At 41.1% G+C, this 24,619-nt stretch carries 24 protein-coding genes and 1 tRNA gene (1 of these 25 cut by a window edge); all 25 read left to right on the top strand.

Annotated features, from left to right (window positions below; translation table 11 throughout):
- The first annotated feature begins 14 nt into the window (after positions 1 to 14).
- Positions 15 to 1,307: a S41 family peptidase gene (locus tag FXF36_RS07580; RefSeq protein WP_151623194.1), complete on the top strand. Its 1,293-nt coding sequence runs from the start codon at positions 15 to 17 to the stop codon at positions 1,305 to 1,307.
- Between the two features lie 149 nt (positions 1,308 to 1,456).
- A protein-coding gene (gene prfB / locus FXF36_RS07575) for a peptide chain release factor 2 (protein ID WP_151625725.1) occupies positions 1,457 to 2,594 on the top strand; the annotation gives its coding sequence in 2 pieces (ribosomal slippage) (positions 1,457 to 1,531 and positions 1,533 to 2,594; 1,137 coding nt in all).
- A gap of 260 nt (positions 2,595 to 2,854) precedes the next feature.
- Positions 2,855 to 3,298, top strand: coding sequence for an ACT domain-containing protein (locus tag FXF36_RS07570; RefSeq protein WP_151623193.1), 444 nt, complete (start codon positions 2,855 to 2,857; stop codon positions 3,296 to 3,298).
- Positions 3,299 to 3,305: 7 nt separating this feature from the next.
- The gene (locus FXF36_RS07565; protein ID WP_151623192.1) at positions 3,306 to 4,502 is read left to right on the top strand and encodes a homoserine dehydrogenase; all 1,197 of its coding nucleotides are present in this window, start codon (positions 3,306 to 3,308) and stop codon (positions 4,500 to 4,502) included.
- A 149-nt stretch (positions 4,503 to 4,651) separates the two neighbouring features.
- On the top strand, positions 4,652 to 5,254 hold the full coding sequence (thrH, locus tag FXF36_RS07560) for a bifunctional phosphoserine phosphatase/homoserine phosphotransferase ThrH (protein WP_151623191.1): 603 nt from the start codon (positions 4,652 to 4,654) through the stop codon (positions 5,252 to 5,254).
- 366 nt (positions 5,255 to 5,620) lie between these two features.
- A complete protein-coding gene (locus FXF36_RS07555) occupies positions 5,621 to 6,199 on the top strand; it encodes a glycerol-3-phosphate responsive antiterminator (RefSeq protein WP_151623190.1) in 579 nt (192 codons plus the stop codon).
- 60 nt (positions 6,200 to 6,259) lie between these two features.
- Complete coding sequence (gene glpK, locus FXF36_RS07550) at positions 6,260 to 7,759, top strand: glycerol kinase GlpK (RefSeq protein ID WP_151623189.1); 1,500 nt, start codon at positions 6,260 to 6,262, stop codon at positions 7,757 to 7,759.
- 212 nt (positions 7,760 to 7,971) lie between these two features.
- Positions 7,972 to 8,694: an MIP/aquaporin family protein gene (locus FXF36_RS07545; protein ID WP_151623188.1), complete on the top strand. Its 723-nt coding sequence runs from the start codon at positions 7,972 to 7,974 to the stop codon at positions 8,692 to 8,694.
- A gap of 110 nt (positions 8,695 to 8,804) precedes the next feature.
- Positions 8,805 to 10,262: an NAD(P)/FAD-dependent oxidoreductase gene (locus FXF36_RS07540; RefSeq protein WP_151625723.1), complete on the top strand. Its 1,458-nt coding sequence runs from the start codon at positions 8,805 to 8,807 to the stop codon at positions 10,260 to 10,262.
- Entirely contained in the window at positions 10,262 to 11,524 is a 1,263-nt protein-coding gene (locus FXF36_RS07535; protein WP_151623187.1) for an NAD(P)/FAD-dependent oxidoreductase, read from the top strand. The genes FXF36_RS07540 and FXF36_RS07535 overlap by 1 nt, the downstream gene beginning before the upstream one ends.
- Before the next feature lie 20 nt (positions 11,525 to 11,544).
- Positions 11,545 to 11,910, top strand: a complete 366-nt coding sequence (locus FXF36_RS07530) for a DUF1667 domain-containing protein (protein WP_151623186.1) — start codon at positions 11,545 to 11,547, stop codon at positions 11,908 to 11,910.
- Between the two features lie 104 nt (positions 11,911 to 12,014).
- A complete protein-coding gene (locus tag FXF36_RS07525) occupies positions 12,015 to 13,589 on the top strand; it encodes an IS1182 family transposase (RefSeq protein WP_151623185.1) in 1,575 nt (524 codons plus the stop codon).
- A 236-nt stretch (positions 13,590 to 13,825) separates the two neighbouring features.
- Positions 13,826 to 14,644 (top strand): CPBP family intramembrane glutamic endopeptidase, encoded by an 819-nt coding sequence (locus FXF36_RS07520; protein ID WP_167511320.1) that lies wholly within the window; start codon positions 13,826 to 13,828, stop codon positions 14,642 to 14,644.
- Between the two features lie 105 nt (positions 14,645 to 14,749).
- A complete protein-coding gene (locus FXF36_RS07515; protein WP_151623183.1) occupies positions 14,750 to 15,796 on the top strand; it encodes an acyltransferase family protein in 1,047 nt (348 codons plus the stop codon).
- A gap of 132 nt (positions 15,797 to 15,928) precedes the next feature.
- Entirely contained in the window at positions 15,929 to 18,088 is a 2,160-nt protein-coding gene (locus FXF36_RS07510) for a Tex family protein (RefSeq protein WP_151623182.1), read from the top strand.
- Positions 18,089 to 18,388: 300 nt separating this feature from the next.
- Positions 18,389 to 18,895 (top strand): YcxB family protein, encoded by a 507-nt coding sequence (locus FXF36_RS07505; protein ID WP_151623181.1) that lies wholly within the window; start codon positions 18,389 to 18,391, stop codon positions 18,893 to 18,895.
- Positions 18,892 to 19,323, top strand: a complete 432-nt coding sequence (gene tsaE / locus FXF36_RS07500) for a tRNA (adenosine(37)-N6)-threonylcarbamoyltransferase complex ATPase subunit type 1 TsaE (RefSeq protein WP_151623180.1) — start codon at positions 18,892 to 18,894, stop codon at positions 19,321 to 19,323. The genes FXF36_RS07505 and tsaE overlap by 4 nt, the downstream gene beginning before the upstream one ends.
- Before the next feature lie 3 nt (positions 19,324 to 19,326).
- Positions 19,327 to 20,061 carry a tRNA (adenosine(37)-N6)-threonylcarbamoyltransferase complex dimerization subunit type 1 TsaB gene (tsaB, locus tag FXF36_RS07495; RefSeq protein ID WP_151623179.1) on the top strand — a complete coding sequence of 245 codons (735 nt, stop codon included), beginning with the start codon at positions 19,327 to 19,329 and terminating at the stop codon, positions 20,059 to 20,061.
- On the top strand, positions 20,061 to 20,513 hold the full coding sequence (gene rimI / locus FXF36_RS07490) for a ribosomal protein S18-alanine N-acetyltransferase (RefSeq protein WP_151623178.1): 453 nt from the start codon (positions 20,061 to 20,063) through the stop codon (positions 20,511 to 20,513). The genes tsaB and rimI overlap by 1 nt, the downstream gene beginning before the upstream one ends.
- Positions 20,514 to 21,425, top strand: a complete 912-nt coding sequence (locus tag FXF36_RS07485) for a ribonuclease Z (protein ID WP_151623177.1) — start codon at positions 20,514 to 20,516, stop codon at positions 21,423 to 21,425.
- A 1-nt stretch (position 21,426) separates the two neighbouring features.
- Positions 21,427 to 22,011 carry a DUF6715 family protein gene (locus FXF36_RS07480; protein WP_151623176.1) on the top strand — a complete coding sequence of 195 codons (585 nt, stop codon included), beginning with the start codon at positions 21,427 to 21,429 and terminating at the stop codon, positions 22,009 to 22,011.
- Positions 22,001 to 23,026: a tRNA (adenosine(37)-N6)-threonylcarbamoyltransferase complex transferase subunit TsaD gene (tsaD, locus tag FXF36_RS07475; RefSeq protein WP_151623175.1), complete on the top strand. Its 1,026-nt coding sequence runs from the start codon at positions 22,001 to 22,003 to the stop codon at positions 23,024 to 23,026. The genes FXF36_RS07480 and tsaD overlap by 11 nt, the downstream gene beginning before the upstream one ends.
- Before the next feature lie 65 nt (positions 23,027 to 23,091).
- A complete protein-coding gene (gene ispD, locus FXF36_RS07470; protein ID WP_151623174.1) occupies positions 23,092 to 23,781 on the top strand; it encodes a 2-C-methyl-D-erythritol 4-phosphate cytidylyltransferase in 690 nt (229 codons plus the stop codon).
- 163 nt (positions 23,782 to 23,944) lie between these two features.
- Positions 23,945 to 24,030: transfer RNA gene (locus tag FXF36_RS07465), tRNA-Ser, on the top strand.
- A 76-nt stretch (positions 24,031 to 24,106) separates the two neighbouring features.
- Positions 24,107 to 24,619 carry the 5' portion of a threonine aldolase family protein gene (locus FXF36_RS07460; RefSeq protein WP_151623173.1) on the top strand. 510 nt of this gene lie beyond the right edge of the window, so only the first 513 of its 1,023 coding nucleotides appear in the window; the start codon lies at positions 24,107 to 24,109; its stop codon lies beyond the right edge, outside the window.

The raw sequence follows: 24,619 nt of genomic DNA, 5'->3' as shown, positions 1-24,619 counted from the left end.
GAGGCTTATCAGCTATGCAAAACAATGAAAATGAAGAATACACTTATTATTACGATGCTCCTGAAAATGTAGTGGATGTACCTACCCCAGCACCAAATCGAAAGAAATGGCCGGTAGTTCTAGCTGCAATTCTTGGTCTAATCATTGGTGGCATAATATCTGCAGTTGCACTGCTTAGTGTATTTGGAAGTCAGTTTATGGTGCAGGAAAAACCTTCTGAAGAGGTTCTTGATAATCTTCAAAAGGGCGAGACTTCTGGCTCAAAACTCAGCACAATTATTTCTATTATAGAGAACTATTATTATCAGGATGTTGATTCAAATGACCTTGTGAATGGAATTTATAAGGGCGTTGTTGCAAGCCTTGATGACCCATATTCTGAGTATTATACTGCCGAGGAGTATGAGGATTTAATGTCTACCTTGACTGGTAATTATGCTGGAATAGGAGCACTGCTTCAGAAGAATGCCGAGACAGGTGCTGTTACAATAACAAAGGTTTATGCTGGAACACCTGCAGAAAAGGCGGGACTTTTAGCCGGTGATTATATCGTTTCAGCAGATGGAAATCTTGCAACTGATGAAGGGCTAGATACTTTTGTTCAGCACATACGCGGTGAAGAAGGAACAGATGTAGAGCTGGTTATTTCAAGAGATGGCGAGGAGCAGACGGTAGTTTGCACCCGTGCATCGATTGCTACACCAACTGTTGAGCATCAGATGCTTGAGGGAAATGTTGGATATATCGTTGTATCTCAGTTTACAGAGCATACATACAGAGATTTTGTGGATGCATACAAGGATTTGGAAAATCAGGGAATGACTTCAGTAATCTTTGATATGAGAAATAACGGCGGCGGTCTCTTGGACTCTGTTGTTGAGATGCTTGATTATCTTCTCCCAGATGGAACCGTTGTTTATACTATGGATAAAGCTGGAGAGCGAGAGGATTATCGTTCAGATGATGCTTCATCAAAGAATATACCGATGGTAGTCCTTGTTAATGAAAATACTGCTTCTGCAGCAGAAATTTTTACAGGTGCCATCCGAGACTTTGATTATGGTACAATAATCGGTACCAATACATTTGGAAAGGGAATTGTTCAGTCGACTATTCCGCTTACAGACGGTTCAGCTCTTAAGCTGACCACACAGACTTACTATACACCAAGTGGAGAGTGCATACACGGAAAAGGAATCAAGCCAGACATCGAGCTTGAATACGAGTTTATGGGCGGTGAAGACGACACCTACAGCGTCGATCTCGACAACCAAATCCAAAAAGCGTTAGAAGTGTTACGTAAGTAGAGTAAAATCAACTAATAAGTAACTAGGTTTATAGATGAGCCTGTAGGCATCAAGCTATTAGGGCTCTCTAGCGAGGCTTTTTGTAGCCGAGTCTGAGAGACTCTAATGCTTGTAGCCGTAACAGGCGGATTATGAAAAGAGGTGATTTCGTGATAGAACTTGATCAGTTCAAACAGCGACTTACGTCGCAAAAAAATTCTATGACGGAAGTGAGGGATTCACTTTGACGTCGCAGCCAAGAAAGCACGCATAGAAGAACTTGAGCGTGAGATGGAAGCTCCAGACTTTTGGACGGATGCAACTGCATCTACAGCCAAAATGAAAGAGCTTAAGTCCATGAAGGACGACGTGGCTGTAATTGATAAGCTTGAGGATTTATATAAAGAAATAGAGGATTACATCGATCTTGGCAATGAAGAAGAGGATGAAGAAATTGTTGAGACTGTTGGAATTCTTATTGAAGAGTTTGAAAATGACTTGGAGACTCTTCGTATGAAGACTCTCCTTTCAGGAGAATATGATGGTGATAGCGCCATTGTTACTCTTCATTCTGGAGCAGGTGGTGTGGAAGCCTGCGATTGGGTTCAGATGCTATATCGTATGTATAGTCGCTGGGCTGGTGATATGGGCTTTGGAGTTGAAGAGCTTGATTATCAGGAAGGCGATGAAGCGGGTATAAAGTCTGTTACATTCCAGGTTAATGGTGAGAATGCCTATGGCTACATGAAATCTGAAAAAGGTATTCACCGTTTGGTCCGCATTTCGCCATTTAATGCACAGGGCAAGCGACAGACTTCTTTCGCAAGCTGCGATGTTATGCCTGATATTGAAGAGAACGTTGATGTTGAAATACGTGATGAAGATATCAGAATCGATACTTATCGTTCATCTGGTGCGGGCGGTCAGCATATTAATAAGACCAGCTCAGCTATTCGTATTACCCACTTCCCTACTGGAATTGTGGTAACTTGTCAGAATGAGCGAAGCCAGTTCCAAAACAAGGATAAGGCAATGCAGATGTTGAAAACCAAGCTTCTTCTTTTGAAGCAGGAGGAAAACGCTGCTAAAGCTAGTGGAATTCGTGGAGAGGTCTCAGAAATCGGTTGGGGAAATCAGATCCGCTCTTACGTTCTCCAACCTTACACTATGGTCAAGGACCTTCGTACTGGTGAGGAATCAGGTAATGCAGATGCTGTCCTTGATGGTAAGCTAACTCCATTTATGAATGCGTATTTGAAGTGGCTTTCTCTCGGCTGCCCAGACCGCGGCACCAGCGCAGATGAATAAAAGTAAATAAATACAATTAATTAAAAGCGGCCAAATTGTGTTGGCAAGCGCGAACAGGGAAGTATCATGCCAAGCTAGGAGGGCGCCGCGGAGCGGAAAGTTGCCTAGCGAAGGTATGAGGGGGGCCCTGCGGGAACAAGGAGTTCTTGGTGGCTGCGATAATTATATTATGATTTGACTTGAAATTAGGTAGTATTTAATGTTATCATCTTCTGAAAGCGCACAAATGTATTTGTGCGAAAGACACTTATGGAGGAGATATGGCAGAGAAGACTACCTATTTTGTTTTAAAAGAGAAAGCTGTACCAGAAGTATTGCTAAAGGTTGTTGCCGCTAAGAAGCTTTTGGACACTGGCAAATGTGACTCAGTTCAGGAGGCTACAGAAATAGTTGGCATAAGCCGTAGCTCATTTTATAAGTACAAGGATGACATTTTCCCGTTCCATGAGGATACAAAGGGAAAGACAATCAATATGGTCATCCAGTTGGAGGATGAGCCTGGAATTCTTTCGAGAGTACTAGATGAGATGGCTCACTTCCATGTGAATATTTTGACTATACATCAAAGTATTCCAGTCAATGGCTTTGCCACCCTTACTATTTCGGTGGACGTGCTTGAAGATTCAGGAGATTTTTCTGATCTTGTGACAGCTATCGAGGCCTTTGATGGTGTTCATTATGTAAAAATTTTAGCAAGGGAGTGACAACAGGATGAAAGCAGCAATTATGGGTTATGGAACTATAGGTTCCGGCGTAGCAAAGGTTCTTGAGACAAACAAGGATGTCTTGGCAGAAAGAATAGGTGAGCCACTTGAGCTTAAATATATTCTTGATCTTAGAGATTTCCCAGGTGACCCAAACGAGAAACTTTTTGTTAAGGATTACAAGGAAATAGTCAAGGATAAAGATGTTAAAATCGTTGTTGAGACTATGGGCGGTGTCGAGCCTGCATTTACCTTTGTGAAAGCTATGTTGGAGGCTGGCAAATCAGTCACAACTTCCAATAAAGCACTTGTTGCGGACAAGGGTGCTGAGCTTATGCAGGTAGCTGAGAAAAATAATGTTAACTTCGTTTTTGAAGCTGCCGTTGGCGGAGGTATTCCTATTATCAGAACTCTCACAGCCTGTCTTACAGGTGATGTGATTGAGGAAATGTCTGCTATTTGTAATGGAACCACTAATTATATGCTTACAAACATGGAACAGTTCGGAAGCGACTATGCTGAAATCCTTGCTGAGGCACAGAGCCTTGGTTATGCTGAGAAGGATCCAACTGCTGATGTTGAAGGTCATGATAGCTGCAGAAAAATCGCAATTCTTACTTCTCTTGTTTCAGGTAAAAATGTTGACTTCAATGATATCCCAACTGAGGGTATCAGCAAGATTTCATCGACAGATTTCAAATATGCCAAGGCTATGGGCCGTAGCATTAAGCTTATTGCACACAGTATAAAGGTTGGCGATACATACGCATGTCGTGTTGCTCCTTTCCTTGTAAAGCCAGATAGCATGCTTTATCATGTTTCGGGTGTTATGAATGCTGTATCGGTAAGGGGAAACATGCTTGGTGAGTCTATGTACTATGGTGCAGGCGCTGGGGCGCTTCCTACAGCATCCGCTGTTGTTGGAGATATGGTATTCCTTGCACGAAATCCAGGTAAATACATCAAGCTTGGATGGAGTGACGAAAAGCTTGAACTTGCAAATCCAACTAAGGAGAAGCATAGATTCTTTGTAAGAACATCAGCTCTTCAGTCAAATATTGAAAATGAATTTGAAGAGGTTGAGTACTCAACTCTTGACTTAGATAATGAGGTGGGCTTCATCACAGCTGAGATGTCTGAAGCAGAATTTGCCGAGCGTAGCGCAGCACTTGGCGGAATCATTAGTGTAATTCGCATGTATTAGTCGTATAAAATTTATGAACTAGTTAATGAATACAGGTTTTTAAATGAGCGGTAGGCATCAAGCTTATAGATATCTCAAGTCAAGCTTTCCATGCTGAACGGAGATAGCTAATGCTTGTTGCTGTAACTGCGTACTATAGGAGAGATGTTATGTATATTACTTGCTTAGATTTAGAAGGTGTACTTGTTCCAGAAATTTGGATTGCATTTGCTGAAGCGAGTGGAATCCCAGAGCTTAAGAAAACAACCAGAGATGAGCCGGACTATGACAAGCTTATGAATTACCGTATCGGTATATTAAAAGAGCATGGTCTAGGTCTTAAAGAGATTCAGGATACTATAGCAACCATTGACCCGCTCCCAGGAGCAAAGGAATTCTTAGATAAACTCAGAGCTAATGGTCAGGTTGTCATAATTAGTGATACATTTGCACAGTTTGCTGGACCTCTTATGGAAAAGCTTGGCATGCCTACTATCTTCTGCAACGAACTTGTTGTTGGAGAAAATGGAGAGATTACAGGATATAAGATGCGTTGTGAAAAGAGTAAGCTCACCACAGTAAGAGCGCTTCAGTCCTGCGGTTTCGAGACAATTGCAAGCGGAGATAGCTTTAATGACCTTGCAATGATTGAAGCTTCAAAGGCGGGCTTCTTATTCAGAACAACAGATGCTATTAAGAGGGATTATCCACAATATCCTGCATTTGAAGAATATAATGATTTATACAATGCAATAGTTAGTTCCCAACAATAGACGTAAAAGCAAGTTTTGGTATCAAAACTTGCTTTTTTAGTTTCCACAAATCCTTCCTTTACACACATTTGTCTATAATATCTTAAACGCAACTTTTAACAAAACCTGATTTTATGCAATTCCTACAGTTCGTTAATTATATCACAATGACAATATTGGGCAATTATGTACAGATAATGTTTAGACTGTGAAAAATTTATGTTGAATTTTACTCAGATGTCGTGTATCATTTAATCATAAAAGTTAATAAATGCCCGTGAGAGATGAGAATGTGGCTGTGTCGAGAGTTGGAGCTCTTGCATCTTTAGGCATGTTCTTTTTTTGTGCCTAAAACAAATAGGGGTATTTGAAGGAGTATAAATAGTAATGCATAGAGACTTCATCGAAAAGCTGGAAGCAAATCCAGTTATCGCAGCCATCAAAGACGACAGCGGATTGAAAAAGGCAATTGCTACCGACTGTGAGATTATCTTCATTCTATATGGAGATGTCTGTACGATTCCAGGTATCGTAGAGCAAATCAAAGCAGCAGGAAAGCTTGCCATGGTTCATTTAGATCTGGTTGCAGGTTTGAATAACACCAAGGAAATTTCGGTCGACTTTATAAAAAACAACACCCAGGCAGATGGAATCATCACCACCAAAGGGAATCTCATCGGAAGGGCAAAGGAGTTGGGGCTTTACACAGTGCTCAGATATTTCGTAATCGACAGTATGGCTCTTGTGAATATTGAGAAGCAAGACCGTCACGGAGTATCTCAGCCAGATGTCATCGAGATTCTTCCGGGAATCGTTCTTCCGAAGATTATCAAGCGTGTAAATCAGGCAAGTAGGGTGCCTGTTTTAGCTGGAGGTCTTATCGGAGACAGAGATGACGTAATGAACGCACTAAATAATGGGGTGCTTGCCGTATCTACCACCAATGAGGAGGTATGGAAGCTTTAGTGACGTTTAAGCCAACTCCTGAATAGTAGCCAATGCCAAAGGCAAAAAGGAGGAGTAATAATGGCAAAATATGTAATGGCTCTTGATGCCGGAACAACAAGTAACAGATGTATCCTTTTTAATGAGAAAGGTGAGATGTGCTCTGTTGCACAGAAGGAATTTACACAGTATTTCCCACAGCCAGGTTGGGTTGAGCATGATGCCAACGAAATTTGGCAGACACAGCTTTCAGTTGCTCGTGAAGCAATGAGAAAGGTTGGCGCTACATCAGATGATATCGCAGCAATTGGTATCACAAATCAGCGTGAGACAGTTATCGTTTGGGATAGAGCAACAGGACAGCCTATCACACATGCAATCGTATGGCAGTGCCGTCGTACAGCAGATTTTGCTGAGCAGATGAAGGGTAAGGTTCCAGGTATCGTAGAGAAATTCCAACAGAAGACAGGTCTTAAGTTTGACCCATACTTCTCTGGTACAAAGATTCGTTGGATCCTTGATAATGTAGAGGGCGCACGTGAGAGAGCAGAAAAAGGCGAGCTTTGCTTCGGTACTGTAGATTCTTGGTTAATCTACAAGCTCACAAAGGGCAAAGTACACGTTACAGACTACTCTAACGCATCTCGTACATTATTATTCAATATCAACACTCTTGAGTGGGATGATGAGCTTTGCCAGATTCTTGAGATTCCAAAGAGCATGCTTCCAGAGGCTAAGCCTTCAAGCTGCATCTATGGTGAGACAGATCCTGAGTTCTTCGGTGGTCCTATCCGTATCGCTGGTGCTGCTGGCGATCAGCAGGCAGCTCTTTTCGGACAGACATGCTACAAAGAGGGCGAGGCAAAGAATACATACGGAACAGGTTGCTTCATGCTTATGAACACAGGCGAGAAGCCAATCTTCTCCAAGAATGATCTTCTTACAACTATTGCATGGGGTCTTGATGGGAAGGTTACATACGCACTTGAGGGTTCTGTATACGTTGCTGGTGCTGCTATCCAGTGGCTCCGTGACGAGTTAAAGATTGTTGATTCTTCACCAGATTCAGAGTACTTCGCTACTCGTGTTAAGGATACAAACGGTTGCTACGTTGTACCTGCATTCACAGGTCTTGGAGCTCCTTACTGGGATCCATACGCACGTGGAGCAATCACAGGTCTTACACGTGGTGTTAACAAATATCACCTTATCAGAGCAACACTTGAGTCTCTTGCTTATCAGACATACGATGTTCTCCATGCTATGGAGCTTGATTCTGGCAAGCATCTTACAGCTCTCAAGGTTGATGGTGGTGCATCAAACAACAACTTCTTGATGCAGTTCCAGTCTGATATTATCAACACTGACGTTCTTCGTCCAAGCTGTGTTGAGACAACAGCTATGGGTGCTGCTTACCTTGCAGGTCTTGCAGTTGGATACTGGAAGAGCAAGGAAGACGTTATCCAGAACTGGTCAGTAGACCGCGAGTTCAAGCCAGAAATGACAGATGCTGACAGAACAGCAGCTATCAAGGGCTGGTCAAAGGCTGTAGCAGCAACAAGAGGCTGGGCTAGGGAATAAAACGTAATTCGTAAAACTGAATACAATAAGCACCCTTCATAGTTTAAAGAGTGTGTGCATTATTTACATGAGTCAGTAGCAGACAAGCTCTTGGTATTACTTAAGTGAAGCATTCCAAGCTGAACTAAGTGATGCCAAGGCTTGTAAGCGTGACTGGCGGACTGTGGAGGTAGTGCTGAAAATTATTAAATGTATTAAGGGGGTAAATGTATATGTCAGTTTATTTAGGAGAGTTTATAGGTACTATATTACTTGTATTACTCGGCGATGGTGTTTGCTGTAACGTTTCTTTGAACAAGTCAGGTTTCAAGGGCGGCGGAGCAGTTCACATCCTTATTGGATGGGGAATGGCAGTTATGGTTCCTGCATTTGCAATGAGCAATTTCACAGGATGTCCTTCAGCATTTAACCCAGCAGTTACAATTGGTATTGCAATTAGATCTGGTGACTGGAGCACAGTTCCTGGACAGATCGTAGCTCAGATGCTTGGTGGTTTCGTAGGCGCAGCTATCCTTATCTTCCTTTACGGAGATCATATTAAGGAAACAGCTGATGATGCTGTAATCAGAGGATGCTTCTGTACAGGAGCTTCAATTCCTAACCAGGTACTCAACTTCTTCTCTGAGTTCGTAGCTACATTCGTACTTGTATTTACACTTGCTCTTATTCCAGCAGGTTCAGATCGTACAGTTTGGGTACTCGTATATGGCGTAATCGTTGCTTGCGGTGCTTCATTTGGTGGCCTTACAGGATACGCTATGAACGCAGCAAGAGATACAGCTCCTCGTATTGCTTACCTTCTTCTTGCACCAAACTTTGGTAAGAAGGACGGAAACTGGAGCTATGGATGGATTCCAGCAGTAGCACCTATCTGTGGCGGTATTGTTGCATCACTTCTTTACAATGCACTTGCAGCTGCTCAGATGTTTGGCTAAGATTTAGTTAAGAATTTAATAGCGAATTTTGGAGGCGAGAGTGTTATGAAACTACGGGGGACGTAGTTTATTTCTCTCGCCTTCTCTTATAAGAAGGAGATAAAAATATGTTGTATGATGTCATAATCATAGGCGCAGGCGTTTCAGGAAGCGCAATTGCAAGGGAACTCTCACGTTTCGAAGCTAACGTCTGTGTTCTTGAAAAATGTGAGGATGTATGTGAAGGTACATCAAAAGCTAATTCAGCAATTGTTCATGCAGGCTTTGACGCAGCTGCAGGTTCATTAATGGCAAAACTTAACGTACGTGGAAATGAGATGATGGATGACCTCTGCCGTGATTTGGACATTCCATTTAAGAGAAACGGTTCTATGGTCGTATGTATCCACAAGGAAGCTCTTCCAGGACTTCAGGAGCTTTACGACAGAGGAGTTAAGAATGGTGTTAAGGGCTTAAAGATTCTTACTCGTGAGGAAGCTCTCGAGATGGAGCCTAACCTTTCTGACAATGTAGAAGGAGCATTATATGCACCAACTGGCGGAATCATCTGCCCATTCAAGCTTTGCATCGCAATGGCAGAGAATGCAAATGTAAACGGAGTAGACTTCAGATTCAACACAAAGGTTGAAAATATTAAGAAAGATGAAGATGGATTATGGCATATTCGTACCAACAATGGTGAGTATGTTTCTAGATATGTAGTGAATGCAGCAGGAGTTTATTCTGGTGTAATCCACAATATGGTTAGCAAGGATGATGACAAGATTGAAATCATTCCTCGTCGTGGAGATTATTGCCTCCTTGATAAGGAAGTTGGTAATCACGTATCACACACAATCTTCCCACAGCCTACTAACCTTGGTAAGGGTGTTCTTGTATCACCTACTGTTCACGGCAATCTTATCGTTGGACCAACAGCTATTGATATTGAAGATAAAGAAGGCACAAACACAACAGCTGATGGAATCAATGATCTTATTGCAAAGGCAAATGACCATGTAAAGAACCTTCCTATGAGAAAGGTTATTACATCATTTGCAGGACTTCGTGCACACGAAGCTCGTCATGAGTTTATTATTGGTGAGGTTGATGGTGCTCCACACTTTATTGACTGTGCAGCAATCGAGTCACCAGGTCTCACATCTAGCCCAGCTATCGGCGAGATGGTAGGAAATATGTTAAAGGAAATGATGGGACTTACACCAAAGGCTAACTGGATTAGCACACGTAAGGATGTTATGAACCCAGCTGACCTTTCAGTTGAAGAAAGAAATGAATTAATTAAGAAAAATCCAGCTTATGGTAACATTATTTGCCGCTGTGAATCTATTTCAGAGGGAGAGATTCTTGATGCAATTCACAGACCTTTAGGAGCACGTTCATTGGACGGTGTTAAGAGAAGAACACGTGCAGGAATGGGAAGATGTCAGGCAGGATTCTGCTCACCTAAGACAATGGAAATTCTTCACAGAGAGCTCGGCCTTGAATACGAGGAAATTACAAAGAGTGGCGGACGTTCAAATATTGTAATCGAGCGCACCAAAAATCAGAAGGGAGGCGAGAAATAATGTTAAATTATGATATTGTTATTGTTGGCGGTGGTCCAGCTGGTCTTGCAGCAGCAGTTGCAGCAAGAAATGCTGGCGTAGATAAAATTCTTATTTTAGAAAGAGATAAGGAATTAGGTGGTATCCTTAATCAGTGTATCCACAATGGTTTCGGACTCCACACATTTAAAGAGGAGCTTACAGGTCCAGAGTATGCTTATCGTTTCATTGAGAAGGTCCTTGATGCAAAAATCGAGTACAAGCTCAACACAATGGTAATGGATATTTCTGAGGACAGAGTTGTTACAGCTATGAGCCGTGAGGATGGAATGTACCAGATTAAGGCTGGTGCAGTTATCCTTGCAATGGGATGCCGTGAGCGTCCAAGAGGAGCTTTAAACATTCCAGGCTACAGACCAGCTGGCATTTTCTCAGCAGGTACAGCTCAGCGTCTTGTAAACATCGAGGGCTATATGCCAGGTCGTGAGGTAGTTATCCTTGGTTCAGGTGATATCGGACTTATCATGGCACGTCGTATGACACTTGAAGGTGCCAAGGTTAAGGTTGTAGCAGAGCTTATGCCTTACTCAGGCGGTTTAAAGAGAAATATTGTTCAGTGTCTTGATGACTTTGGTATTCCTCTTAAGCTTTCACACACAGTTGTTGATATCGAGGGCAAGGAGCACCTTACAGCTGTTACAATTGCAGCAGTTGACAACAAAGGCAAGCCAATCCCTGGTACAGAGGAAAGATACACTTGTGATACTCTTCTTCTTTCTTGTGGACTTATCCCAGAAAACGAGCTTTCAAGAACAGCAGGTGTAGAGATGAGCCCAATTACAAGCGGCCCAGTTGTAAATGAATCTCTTGAGACAAACATCCCAGGTGTATTTGCTTGTGGTAACGTTCTTCATGTACATGATCTTGTTGATTACGTATCTGAAGAAGCAGACAGAGCAGGCCATAACGCTGCTAAGTTTGTAAAAGGTGAACTTTCAGAAGGTGCAGCTGATATCGAAATCGTTGCAACAGAAGGCGCACGTTACACAGTTCCATCTACAATCAATGTAGACAGAATGGATGATAAGCTTACAGTTCGTTTCCGTGTTGGTGCAGTTTATAAGGATTCATACGTAAGTGTTTACTTTGATGATGAGAGAGTAATGCACAACAAGAAGCGTATCATGGCACCAGGCGAGATGGAGCAGGTTATCCTTCTCAAGGATAAGCTTGCTGAAAAGCCAGGTTTAAAGAAAATCACAGTAAAGATTGAAGCAGAATAGAAGGAGGCGGCAGATAAATTATGGAAAAAAGAGAATTAACTTGTATCGGCTGCCCAATGGGGTGCCAGATTACAGTAGAATTAGAAAATGGCGAGGTTTTATCTGTAACAGGTAACACTTGCAAAATCGGCGAAAATTATGCTAAAAACGAGGTGACACATCCTGAAAGAACAGTTACATCTACAGCTGTTATCTTAGGCGGGGATAAGCTACGTGTTTCAGTTAAGACAAAGTCCAACATTCCAAAGGACAAAATCGCAGACGTTATGAAGGAGATTGATGCAGCAGTCATGAAAGCTCCTGTTCATATCGGAGATGTGGTTGTTAAAGATGTTTGCGGAACTGGCGTAGACGTTGTAGCAACAAGAAATGTAGAAACAGTTTAATACGAAAAGGAAAAGGGGCTGTGAAATAATCAGCTCATGAAAAAAAGAGAAGTAATAGCTGGAAACAGCCGATTACTTCTCTTTTTTCATGGTAAAATATTACCATGATCAATCAAACCAATTCTTATAATACTCTAAATCAGGGCGTTTTACCATTTTTTATTTCAGATTGCTTGGATATCTGTGATCCGGTTTTTACTTTTGACGAACTCGTGGGAGGTATGAATCTTGAGAAGTATCTGAAAAATGTGCCAGAGCATAAGCTTGGCAGAATCAGATATAATCCAGTCAAAATGTTGAAAACCGTACTATTCGGTTTTATGAGTGAAGGATATATTTCACTAAGAGGACTTCAAGAAAACTGTAGGGTTAACATTCGATTTATGTATCTTATGGACAGGGAAACTCCTTCTTACAGAACCTTCAGCTATTTCATAAACGATGTGTTAAAGGATTCAATAGAGGATATTTTCAATGATATTAATCAGGAAATATTCAGCAGGCATAAAGTTGACCTGAATCATCTTTATATTGATGGTTCGAAGTTTGAAGCTAATGCTAACAAATATACTTGGGTATGGAAGAAGGCCACGGAAAAATCCCGTTACCGTCTTTTTGAAAAGATTACTAAATTACTGCAAGAAATCAACAGCGATCTTCAGTGGAGCGGAATCAAGATTGAGACTAATACAGAGTACATGCCTGAATATATGCGCCAGATAACAGAACGGTTTTCTGAGATATGGAAGCTTGATACTTCAACTTTTGTTTCAGGAAAAGGACATAGGAAAACCGTCCAGCAGAGACAGTACGAAAAGCTTGTAGAGTACACAACAAAGCTCAATGAATATGTCACAAAAATCAGCATCTGTGGAGAAAACAGGAACAGCTATTCAAAGACAGATCCTTCCGCTACATTCATGAGAATAAAGACCGACTACATGGGAAACGACCAGCTTCTTCCCGCATACAACGTTCAGATTGGTGTAGCTGATGAATACATAGCAGTTGTTGATGTTAATCAATACAGATCTGACATGGACTGCTTCATACCGTTGATGAATAAGTATTATGAAACATATGGCTTTTATCCAAAATATCCTGTGGCTGATGCTGGATATGGCTCGTTCAATAATTATATCTTTTGCGAGCAAAAAGGCATGAAAAAGTACATGAAGTTCACAATGTTTAAAAAGGAGACGACCGATAAGAAATATCACAACGATCCATTCAGAGCTGTTAATTTTGAGATCGGTGATGATGGGAAAATGCGTTGTCCTAATGGGAGGAGCTTCAACTTTCTATACAGGCAGCATGTAAAAGGAAACCAGTATGGCCGGCAAGAAGAAGTCTATCAGTGTGAAGACTGCAGTGGTTGTCCCTATGCATCGAAGTGTAAGAAAACAGATAAAAACAAAACCGTAAGAATAAACGAAGAACTGACCGCTATGCATCAGGAGGTTATAAATAATCTTGAAAGCATCCAGGGAGCACTCCTTAGAATGAACAGATCCATTCAAGCGGAAGGTACTTTCGGAATCATAAAAAATGATCGTTGGTATAAAAGAATAGTCCGAAAAGGAATAGAATCCGTAAAACTTGAGGTTCTTTTGGTTTCAATAGGTCATAACTTATATAAATATCACAATAAAAAGATGCGTCTCCAAGAAGCTGCCTAATCAAAAAAGTTTGTAGTTTTTTGGGGAAAGGGGCATTATACTCTATTTTTGCCAGAAACAGCATACCTCACAAAAAATGATATAAAAAGGGAGCTGGAAAAAATGATTATCTCATTTTTTCACAGCCCCTTTTTTTGTCTTTACACACTTTTAACATAGAAGTTTTTTATAATTAATAAATAAATTATGAAAGAGCTTCTATGGTGGCAAAATGGTGTAGGAAAGGAGATTTTATTATGGAAAAGAAACGAGGAATTCCGCATTTTATATGTGAGAAGCTACCAGCGTTAGCGATAGTTTTATCTGTTGTTATAATTACTGTATTATTGGCAGCAGCTGAATTGCCTGTAGAAGGTCTCCTGGCTGATAATGATGCTTTGCACAATCTCTATAATGTATTGGTGGCTATAATACTTCTGTTTGTAATCAAGCTATGGTTTACTCCTAACTACAAGGGCTCGTTAAAATCGTCCATTTCCTTAGGCGAAATGATAAAGATACTTATACCTGTAGTAGTCTATGCTGTGGCTTCAGAGATTGTCACCATAATTACGGGTGATTTTGTTTTTAAGCCAACATTGACTAAACTATGTATGGCACTAAACGCTGGATTTGGCGAAGAGACTATGTTTAGAGCTGCAGCGATTCCTATTGGTCTTATGTATTTGAAATCTGAAAAGAAAATAGCATACACACTAATTATAACTTCAATTGTTTTTGGTGCTTTACATTTTGTAAATGTTACGGGAGGAGGAGCACCTTCTGTTATACTAATGCAGGTTATTGCTACAACATTTATGGGTATATATTTTGCTGCATTGTTCATGATTTCAGGCAGTATTTTAATACCTATTATTGTTCATGCCGTGTGGGATTATTTATGCTTCGTAACAGATGGCTCCTTGGAAAATGGGGTGATGACTCAAGATGCGGTTAATGCTCCATTGGTCGTAGCGGTATTATTTGATGTGGCAATCGGCATAGCAGCGATAATCATGATATACAGAAATAAGGATAGAATTAATCAGATCTGGGATGAAAAATGGAGTAAGTAAAGCACCCTGAGGGGTGCTTTTTTGATGTTCAATAGATATATCAAAGTTGATAACAGATTTTATTTTTTATATACTTAACTAGAAAATAATTCTAGGAGAGTATACATGAAAAAACGAATCATAGGCCTTGATATCCTTCGTGATATAGGCGTCATTTTTATATTCTTTTACCACTTCTTTGTGGAGTATATAGTTACAGCAGGTGGCACTGATGGTGCTATGTATGGCTATAACTATTTCTTTAATATCTTGGCTCGACCAGCTAGTCTTTTTTTGTTTGTTATTTCGGGGTATGCCCTCATGTACAATCATGAGGACGAGATGCCAATTGGCAAATATTTTAAGAGACGATTTAAGGGGCTATTTATTCCATTTTATGTTGCTTATACATTAATGTTCATTATCTCATTTTTGGTGAATAATGAGGTGGTAGGTCACGACCTTCCAATTAAGCTATTCGTATATACGATACTTGGCGTAGATGGAGTTGCACAGCTCACCGGAGCAAATTTCTATCTTATTGGTGAGTGGTTTATGACTTGCATTGTGGTTTGCTATGTGCTGTTCCCACTGCTTGCCAAGTTGCTTAAAAAATTTAAATACATAACTCTCGGAGTATTAATGGTTTGGTACGTATTCCTACTTTATATTTACAATCCATTCCCGATCACACAGCTCATGAATCCAGCATTTATCATCGTATATTTTTACCTGGGAATGTTTCTTCAGAACCTCCTTGGAGAGAACAAAATTAACTCTAAAATTCGTGTTGCCTGTGCAATTATTTCAGTTTTGATTTTCATATATTTCTGTATGATAGGCTTTATTCCGTCTTTGGAATGGATGAAGATGAAACAGGTTCAGACTGAGATAATCTATTTCATTCTCAGCATGACTATGCTGATTGCATTACGTGATGTAGAAATACCTTCAGATAAAATCGTATATACGATAATCACATACATATCAGGTATCAGCTGGTATGTAATCCTTTTACATCATCGAATTATGATATTGTTTTATTCTCATTTGTCAGTCGAGAATTACAATCACCGCGACATCTTCGCGCTGCTTCTCGCCTGCATTTTCATTACATGGGCATTGTCAATTTTCGTACGCGAAGCGTCGAATCGCGTAAAAAAGTTGATTTAATATTTATTACGTATAAATAGCTGGTAGCTATATAGCTCTTGGTATTACTTAAGTGAAACATTTCAAGTTGAGCGGAGTAATACCAAGGCTTGATAGCGTAACCAGCGAGATATAAACTAAGGAGTTTTCAACATGGATATTAACAAAAAAATTGCTGGGGAGCTACAGGTTCGTGTCGCTCAGGTTGAAGCAGCGGTAAGTTTATTGGACGAGGGCAACACAGTCCCATTCATCTCACGATACAGAAAGGAAGCTACAGGAGGTCTTAATGACGAACAGCTTCGTACACTTGCAGAACGCCTCACATATCTAAGAAATCTTGAGGATAAAAAGGCGACCTGCCTTGCATCAATCGAGGAGCAGGGGCTTCTTACAGATGAGCTTAAAAAGGCAATTCTTGAAGCAGAGACACAGGTGGCAGTAGATGATTTATATCGTCCATACCGTCCAAAGCGCCGCACTCGTGCAACTATCGCAAAGGAAAAAGGCTTAGAACCACTTGCAAACATTATCATTCTTCAGATGACAGATAAATCTCTTGAGGAAGAGGCAAAGGCATTCATTAATTCTGAGAAGGAGGTTAACACTCCAGAGGAAGCCATCGCTGGCGCTTGCGATATCATCGCTGAAAGTATTTCTGATGACGCAGATTACAGAACTTGGATTCGTGAAAAGACATTCAAATTTGGTCGTATTGTTTCTAAGGCAAAGGATGCTGAGGCAGAATCGGTTTATGAGAATTACTATGATTACGATGAGTCTGTTGCAAAGCTTCCGGGACATAGAATTCTTGCACTCAATCGTGGTGAGAAAGAGAAGATTCTCAAGGTATCAATAGAGGCACCAGTTGAGGATATCCTTAACTACCTTCAGAAGAAAATTATCAGCCGTGATAACGTAAATACGAATCAGGCTCTTATCAATACAATCGAGGATGCATACACAAGACTTATTGCACCTTCTATTGAAAACGAAATCAGAAATAACCTTACAGAGATGGCAGAGGATGGAGCTATCAAGGTATTCGGCAAGAACCTTACACAACTTCTCATGCAGCCTCCAATCGCAGGACGTAATGTTCTTGGCTGGGACCCTGCTTTCAGAACGGGTTGTAAGATTGCTGTAGTTGACGCTACAGGAAAGGTTCTCGATACAACAGTTGTTTATCCAACAGCTCCACAGAACAAGGTTGAGGAGACAAAGAAGGTTATCAAAGCCCTTATTAAAAAATACAACGTTTCCCTTATTTCATTAGGTAATGGTACTGCCAGCCGTGAGTCAGAGCAGATTATCGTTGATATGCTCAAGGAAATACCTGAGAAGGTTGAATATATCATCGTAAATGAAGCAGGTGCTTCAGTTTATTCTGCCAGCAAGCTTGCGACAGAAGAGTTCCCTAACTTCGATGTAGGACAACGTAGTGCTACATCTATGGCTCGCCGTCTTCAGGACCCACTTGCCGAGCTTGTAAAGATTGATCCTAAGTCTGTTGGTGTTGGTCAGTACCAGCATGATATGAATCAGAAGAAGCTTGATGAGACTCTTGCAGGTGTTGTAGAGACCTGTGTTAATGCTGTAGGTGTAGACCTTAACACTGCCTCAGCTTCACTTTTAGAATATGTTTCAGGTATCAACAAAACTCTTGCAAAGAACATCGTTGAATATCGTGAGACAAATGGCAGATTCAATTCCAGAGCTGAGCTTAAAAAGGTTCCAAAGCTCGGACCAAAAGCTTTCGAGCAGTGCGCTGGTTTCATGCGAATCACAGGTGGCAAGAACCCTCTTGATTCAACAGCTGTTCACCCTGAGAGCTATGAAGCTGCAAAGGCTTTACTTGAGAAACTTGGATTCAGTACAAAGGATATTGCTGCTGGAACGCTCAAAGATATTCACAAAAGTATCTCTAACATAAAGGCGTTATCCACAGAACTTGGTGTTGGCGAGATGACTTTGGAGGATATTGTCAAGGAACTTGAGAAGCCAGGGCGCGACCCACGTGAAGATATGCCGAAGCCAATCCTTAAGAGCGATGTTCTTGAAATGAAGGACCTTAAGCCTGGAATGCAGCTTAAGGGTACTGTTCGTAATGTAATCGATTTTGGTGCATTCATTGACATCGGTGTACATCAGGATGGGCTTGTGCATATTTCTCAGATGACAGACCGCTATATCAAGCATCCACTTGAGGTTGTTTCTGTAGGTGACATAGTAGATGTTGAAGTTATTTCTGTTGATGAGAAGAAGGGACGAATTGCCCTCACTATGAAGCTCAATAAGGTGAAGAAAGCTTAAAGGTTTATGTCTTGTAATCATTTACATATAATACACACTGAAATTAGCACATTCTTACAAAATAATACCCTAAAGAGCCGCCACTGTTGACATTAGTATAGACAATACCTATACTTTATTTATGGAAAGTAACAGTGAGTGTGCTTTTTAGGAGAAATGTTGGCATGAGTCGTTAGGGGTTTCGACTCGTGCTATTTTTTTGCTTAAAATGACTTCCACATGAGGAGAAGCTGTCAGCACTTGCTATTTTTTTAAAAATAAATATGATAAAATAATAAAAAATAGGGAGTTTATGGGATTATGGGACAGAGCACTTCATTCAGCGTAAAGATCAAAGAAGAAGATTTATATCGTTTCAATCTTCATCATGCATATACAAGTAGTCAAGGTATCATTTCAGTGGTGCTTTTCATTCTGCTTATAGCTGTTTGGATTTTGAGATTTCCTCAGCTGTCTTTAATCTACAAGGTTCTCTATCCAGTGATAGCGACTGTATTTCTTTTATATATTCCGATGAGCCTCAAGCTTCGTGTTAAAACACAGATGCAGCAGGAGGTATTTCAGTACCCTCTCACCTACGAGCTCGTTGATACTGGCATTAAAGTCAGTTCTCCATCTACAGAGGAGCCTGCCGAGTTGCCATGGGAATATGTTTACAAGATTTCTACATGGAAGGACTATCTTCTCATCTACAGTAATCGTGTAAATGCGTACATCATTCCGCGGAAAGATATAAAGGATGTATACGAGCCAATCATTGACTATATTAAAAATCACGTAGAGGATTATAAATTACAAATAAAATGATAGAAGTATTTGAAACTAATTCACCAGAAGAAACAGATGCTCTCGGACGAAAGCTTGGTGCTGAAGCTACTTCAGGGCAGGTATTCACATTAATAGGCGATTTGGGTGTTGGTAAAACTGTTTTTACACAGGGATTTGCTACCGGTCTTCAGATTGATGAGGCGATTTGCAGTCCAACCTTCACAATCGTTCAGGTCTACGACACAGGTCGATTGCCATTCTACCACTTCGATGTTTACCGCATCGGTGACGTGGAGGAGATGGACGAAATCGGTTACGAGGATTATGTCTATGGTGATGGGGTTTCACTCATCGAGTGGGCAAACCTCATCGAGGATATTCTTCCAGAGCATTACACTCAGATTACAATTGAGAAAGATTTAGAAAAAGGATTCGACTACCGTAAAATCACGGTAGAACAGATATAAACTATGAAGATTTTAGGAATAGATGGCTCTGGCCTTGTCGCATCAGTGGCCATCGTAGAAGACGACAATTTAATTGGTGAGTACACCACAGGCTATAAAAAAACTCATTCACAGACATTACTTCCAATGCTGGATGAGCTTACAAAGATGGTGGAGCTGGATTTGAATTCAGTTGATGCTATTGCAGTTTCAGCAGGCCCAGGCTCTTTCACAGGCCTTCGTATTGCTTCTGCAACAGCTAAGGGATTAGGACTCTCGTTGGGATGCCCAATCGTGTCCGTGCCAACGGTGGATGCGCTGGCATTTAATCTTTGGGGAAGTGATTCATTGATTTGCCCTATCATGGATGCGAGACGTGGGCAAGTTTATACGGGTCTTTATTTATTTGAAACCAACGGTGATTTTAAGGTCGTTAAGGCTCAGTGTGCTGTTGATTTCAGCGAGATTGCTGAAGATATTAATGCGAATGGACAACCAGTCACTTTCCTTGGTGATGGAGTCCCTGTATTTAAGGATAAGATTGCTGAAATTATCAAGGTGCCTTACAGATTTGCTCCAGCACATCTCAATCGTCAGCATGCTTCTTCGGTAGCTGCTCTTGGCTCAATCTATTATGCAAATGGAGATTGTGAGATTGCAGCAGATCATCGTCCTGAGTATCTTAGACTATCTCAGGCAGAGCGCGAGCGTATGGAACGCGAAAAGTCTCAGATGCCTGAAAAGGAAGGAAAGGCTTAATGGCTTTTGATTTTAGATATGCAACAGAATCAGATATAGAGCAAATTGTTGCTATAGAGGAAGAGGCCATGAGTAACCCATGGAATGCCGTGGCATACCAGGAGGCAATCAGCTCTGATCATGCTTTTATCATAGTTGCAGAGGATTCTGGTACTATCGCAGGCTTTGCGGTTTTTTATCTTACTGCACCGGAGTCAGAATTGCCAGATATTGTTGTATCAGAGGAATATCGTGGACATGGCATAGGAAAGAAGCTTTTGGCCCATTCAATCGAAGAATTGAAATCCAAGGGGATTGATATTATATTTTTAGAGGTTCGTGTATCCAATACACCAGCTCGACACCTATATACGTCTCTGGGCTTCGAGGAAATTGGAAGACGTAAATATTTTTACAGTAATCCTGTCGAAGACGCGATATGCATGCGTTTGGACATAGAAAAGGATAGATAGATGTTAGATGTTTGTTTACTAGGAACAGCAGGCATGATGCCATTGCCTAATAGATGGCTCACCTCCTGTTTATTTAGATTTAATGGCGAAGGTCTGTTAATTGATTGTGGTGAGGGAACTCAGGTAGCTCTTCGTGAGGCTGGTTTTTCGCCAAACCCAATTTCAATTATATGTCTTACCCATTACCACGCAGATCACGTCAGTGGTTTGCCAGGTTTTCTGCTTTCTATGGGAAATTCCGATAGAACAGAGCCTATTACTATAGTTGGTCCAAAGGGCTTGGAAAGAGTTGTTAACTCACTCAGGGTAATTGCTCCAGAGCTTCCTTTTGAAATCAACTTCCATGAAATTACAGAGCCAGATGAAACTTTTGAGATTCTTGGCTATCACATTCATGCTTTTAAAGTAAATCATAATGTTTTGTGCTATGGCTACACCATTGATATCCCTAGAAAGGGACGTTTTGATGTGGAGGCTGCCAAGAATCTTGGTCTTCCTGTTACTTTATGGAATCCACTTCAAAAGGGGCAGACTGTCCAGCACGAAGGCAAGACCTACACACCAGATATGGTTATGGGAAATGCTCGAAAGGGAATAAAGGTTACTTATTGCACAGATACAAGACCTACCAAGTCTCTTGTAGATGCTGCAAGTGAATCGGATCTTTTGATTTGTGAAGGAATGTATGCTGAGGAAGAGAAGCTTATTAAGGCTAAGCAGAATAAGCATATGACATTCTATGAGGCTGCCAAGGTGGCAAAGGACGCCAATGTTTCAAAACTTTGGCTCACTCATTTTTCACCATCGATGACGGGACATAAACGCTATATGAAAGCAGTTTGCGATATTTTTCCACAGGCCCAGTTGGGTGAGGATGGCAAGTTTTTAGAGCTTGATTTTGCGGAGGAGTAATATGAAAAAGGTGCTGCGTATAGGAATAGCGGTAATCTGTATGGTTTCTCTTGTTGTGGGGTATTATGCCTATTTATCAACCAGAAAAGCCTCTGCTAGTACGGAAAAGAATGTTGAATTATCCGAGGTTCAGACAATCATTTCTAAGAATTTTACTACAGATTACCCTGTCACGCCTAGAGCAGTAGTCAAATGGTACAATCGAATAATTACAGCTTACTATGCTGAGGATTTTGATCAGAAACAGCTTGAGCAGATGGCAGATCAGGCTCGTATGCTCATGGATGATGAACTACTATCATACAATCCTAAGGATACCTATTTAGCATCACTCAATCTTGAAATAGAGGATTATCATAATAGGTCAAGGACTATAGTTTCCAGTACAGTAAGCGATTCAAAAGATGTTCAATACAAGACAGTTCATGGCTATGAATGCGCCTTCCTGACTTCGAACTATTTTGTCAGAGAAGGAAGCTCATACAACAGAACCTATGAGAATTTTTGCCTTAGAAAAGATTCTAATGGACATTGGAAGATTCTCACTTGGAGACTGTCTACAGAGGATGAAATAAATGGATACTAAAGAAATAAAAATACTTGCTATAGAAAGCTCCTGCGATGAAACTGCAGCGGCTGTAGTTATAAATGGAAGAGACGTTAGAAGTAACGTTATCTCTACTCAAATTCCACTCCATACTCTTTATGGAGGTGTTGTTCCAGAAATTGCTTCAAGAAAACACATAGAACGAATCAATCAGGTTATCGAACAGGCATTGGAAGATGCTGATATGGGACTTGAGGACATGGATGCAATTGCCGTTACCTATGGACCTGGTCTTGTAGGTGCTCTTCTTGTAGGTGTTGCCGAAGCAAAGGCAATCGCTTTTGCAACAGGTAAGCCTCTTATTGGAGTCCATCATATCGAGGGACATATCAGCGCGAACTATATCGAGAATAAAGAACTGAAGCCACCATTTCTGTGTCTTGTTGTATCAGGTGGCCACACTCATCTCGTGAGAGTGGCAGATTATGGCAAATACGAAATTCTTGGTCGTACAAGGGACGATGCAGCAGGCGAAGCCTTTGATAAAGTGGCCAGAGCGATTGGTCTAGGTTATCCAGGTGGCCCTAAGATTGAAAAGGCTGCTCACGAAGGTGACCCATTTGCAATCCAATTTACACGCCCAAAGGTTTCTGATGGAGTATATGATTTCTCTTTCAGTGGTCTTAAATCTCAAGTTCTTAATTATATCAATGGTGCTCAGATGAAGGGCGAAACAATAAACGATGCAGACATTGCTGCGTCCTTCCAGCAGACCGTTATTGATACATTATGTGAGCATGCAGCTCTTGCTATTGATGAATTTGGCATGGATAAGTTTGCTATTGCCGGTGGTGTGGCTTCTAATCAGACTCTTAGAGGTGCTATGGAGCAGATGTGCAAGGAAAAAGGAGTGGAATTCTACCATCCTTCACCTATCCTTTGCACTGACAATGCAGCGATGATTGGTGCAGCAGCATATTATGAGTATTTGGCAGGTCGTCGCGACAGCTGGGATCTTAATGCCATCCCTAACTTAAAGCTGGGAGAAAGATAATAACAAGGCTTCCCCTTGAGGAGAAGCTGTCACCGAAGGTGACTGATGAGGTGGAATAATTAGGTATGAATAAATTCACAGCCATAGTTCTTGCTGCGGGTAGTGGTAAACGTATGCAGCAGGAGGTTCCAAAACAATACATGCGATTGGGTGATGCTCCCTTGATGGTTCATTGTCTTCGAACCTTTCAGGAAAGCAAGTGCACCCAAATTGTGCTTGTTGTAGCGCCTGGTGACGTGGAAAAATGTCGCAAGGAGATTATAGAGCGCTATCACATTGATAAGTGCATCGCTATCGTTGAAGGCGGAGAAGAGCGCTACAATTCTGTCTATGCAGGCCTTCAGGTTATAAATGATGGTTATGTTCTTATTCATGACTGTGCAAGAGCTTTTGTATCTGTTGACATTATTCATAGATGTATGTCGGCTGTAGCTTTGTATGAGTCTTGTGTTGTAGGAATGCGTTCTAAGGACACGGTAAAGCTTACTGACACTCATCGCAAGGTTCTTGATACCCCTGATAGGAGCAATGTATGGATTGTTCAAACACCACAATGCTTTGAATATAATCTCATACGTGGGGCCTATGATAGGATTATTGCAGATGCAGATACATCTATCACGGACGATGCTATGATAGTGGAAAAAGCCACTGATCATGACGTCCACATGATAGAAGGATCCTACTTGAATATCAAGGTAACTACCCCTGAGGACATAGCTTTTGGCGAAGCAATTTTACGCAGCAAACACTGATGAATTTACCGCCAGAAAAATCGCTCAAAATCAATGGTTGTCACAATTTTCTGAATATGGGATTTTTTGAATTTTTTTCCATTTTTTTGTTGACATATAATTAGGTGGATGATATTATACTATTCGTGTTCGGGAGATACGAAACACGAAATACGAAATACATGGAGAGGTATCGAAGTGGTCATAACGAGGCGGTCTTGAAAACCGTTTGTCCGCAAGGGCGCGTGGGTTCGAATCCCACCCTCTCCGTTACACATAGGCAATCGCGAAAGCGGTTGCCTATTTTCGTACATGCAATAATATGCACAACAGAAGGAGGTAAGTTATGCTGTATTTTTCATGTGATTACGCAGAGGGGTGTCATCCAAAGGTGCTTGAAGCCTTGAGTAAAAGTAATATGATTTCTACTCCTGGTTATGGGGAGGATGATTATTGCAAAGAAGCGAAAGAAAAGATTCGAGAATATATTAAATGTCCCGAGGCAGATATATATTTCCTTGTTGGCGGTACTCAAACCAATCAGGTTGTAATTGATTCCATGCTTTCGAACTATGATGGTGTTGTTGCGGCTGCCACAGGTCATATAGCTGTTCATGAGGCTGGAGCAATTGAATATAGTGGACATAAGGTTATAGCAATACCTGCTCACGAGGGTAAGCTTTACGCGAGTGAACTTAAACAGATGCTTGTAGATCATTATGCGGATGATAGTGCAGAGCATATGGTTAATCCAGGAATGGTATATATATCATTCCCAACGGAGTATGGAACTTTGTACTCACGTGATGAGCTGGAGAGTATTTCTTCTATATGTAAAGAATATAATATTCCATTATTC

The organism is Pseudobutyrivibrio xylanivorans (assembly GCF_008935055.1).
Taxonomy (GTDB): domain Bacteria; phylum Bacillota; class Clostridia; order Lachnospirales; family Lachnospiraceae; genus Pseudobutyrivibrio; species Pseudobutyrivibrio xylanivorans_A.
This window is presented reverse-complemented; position numbering and strand designations above follow the sequence as displayed.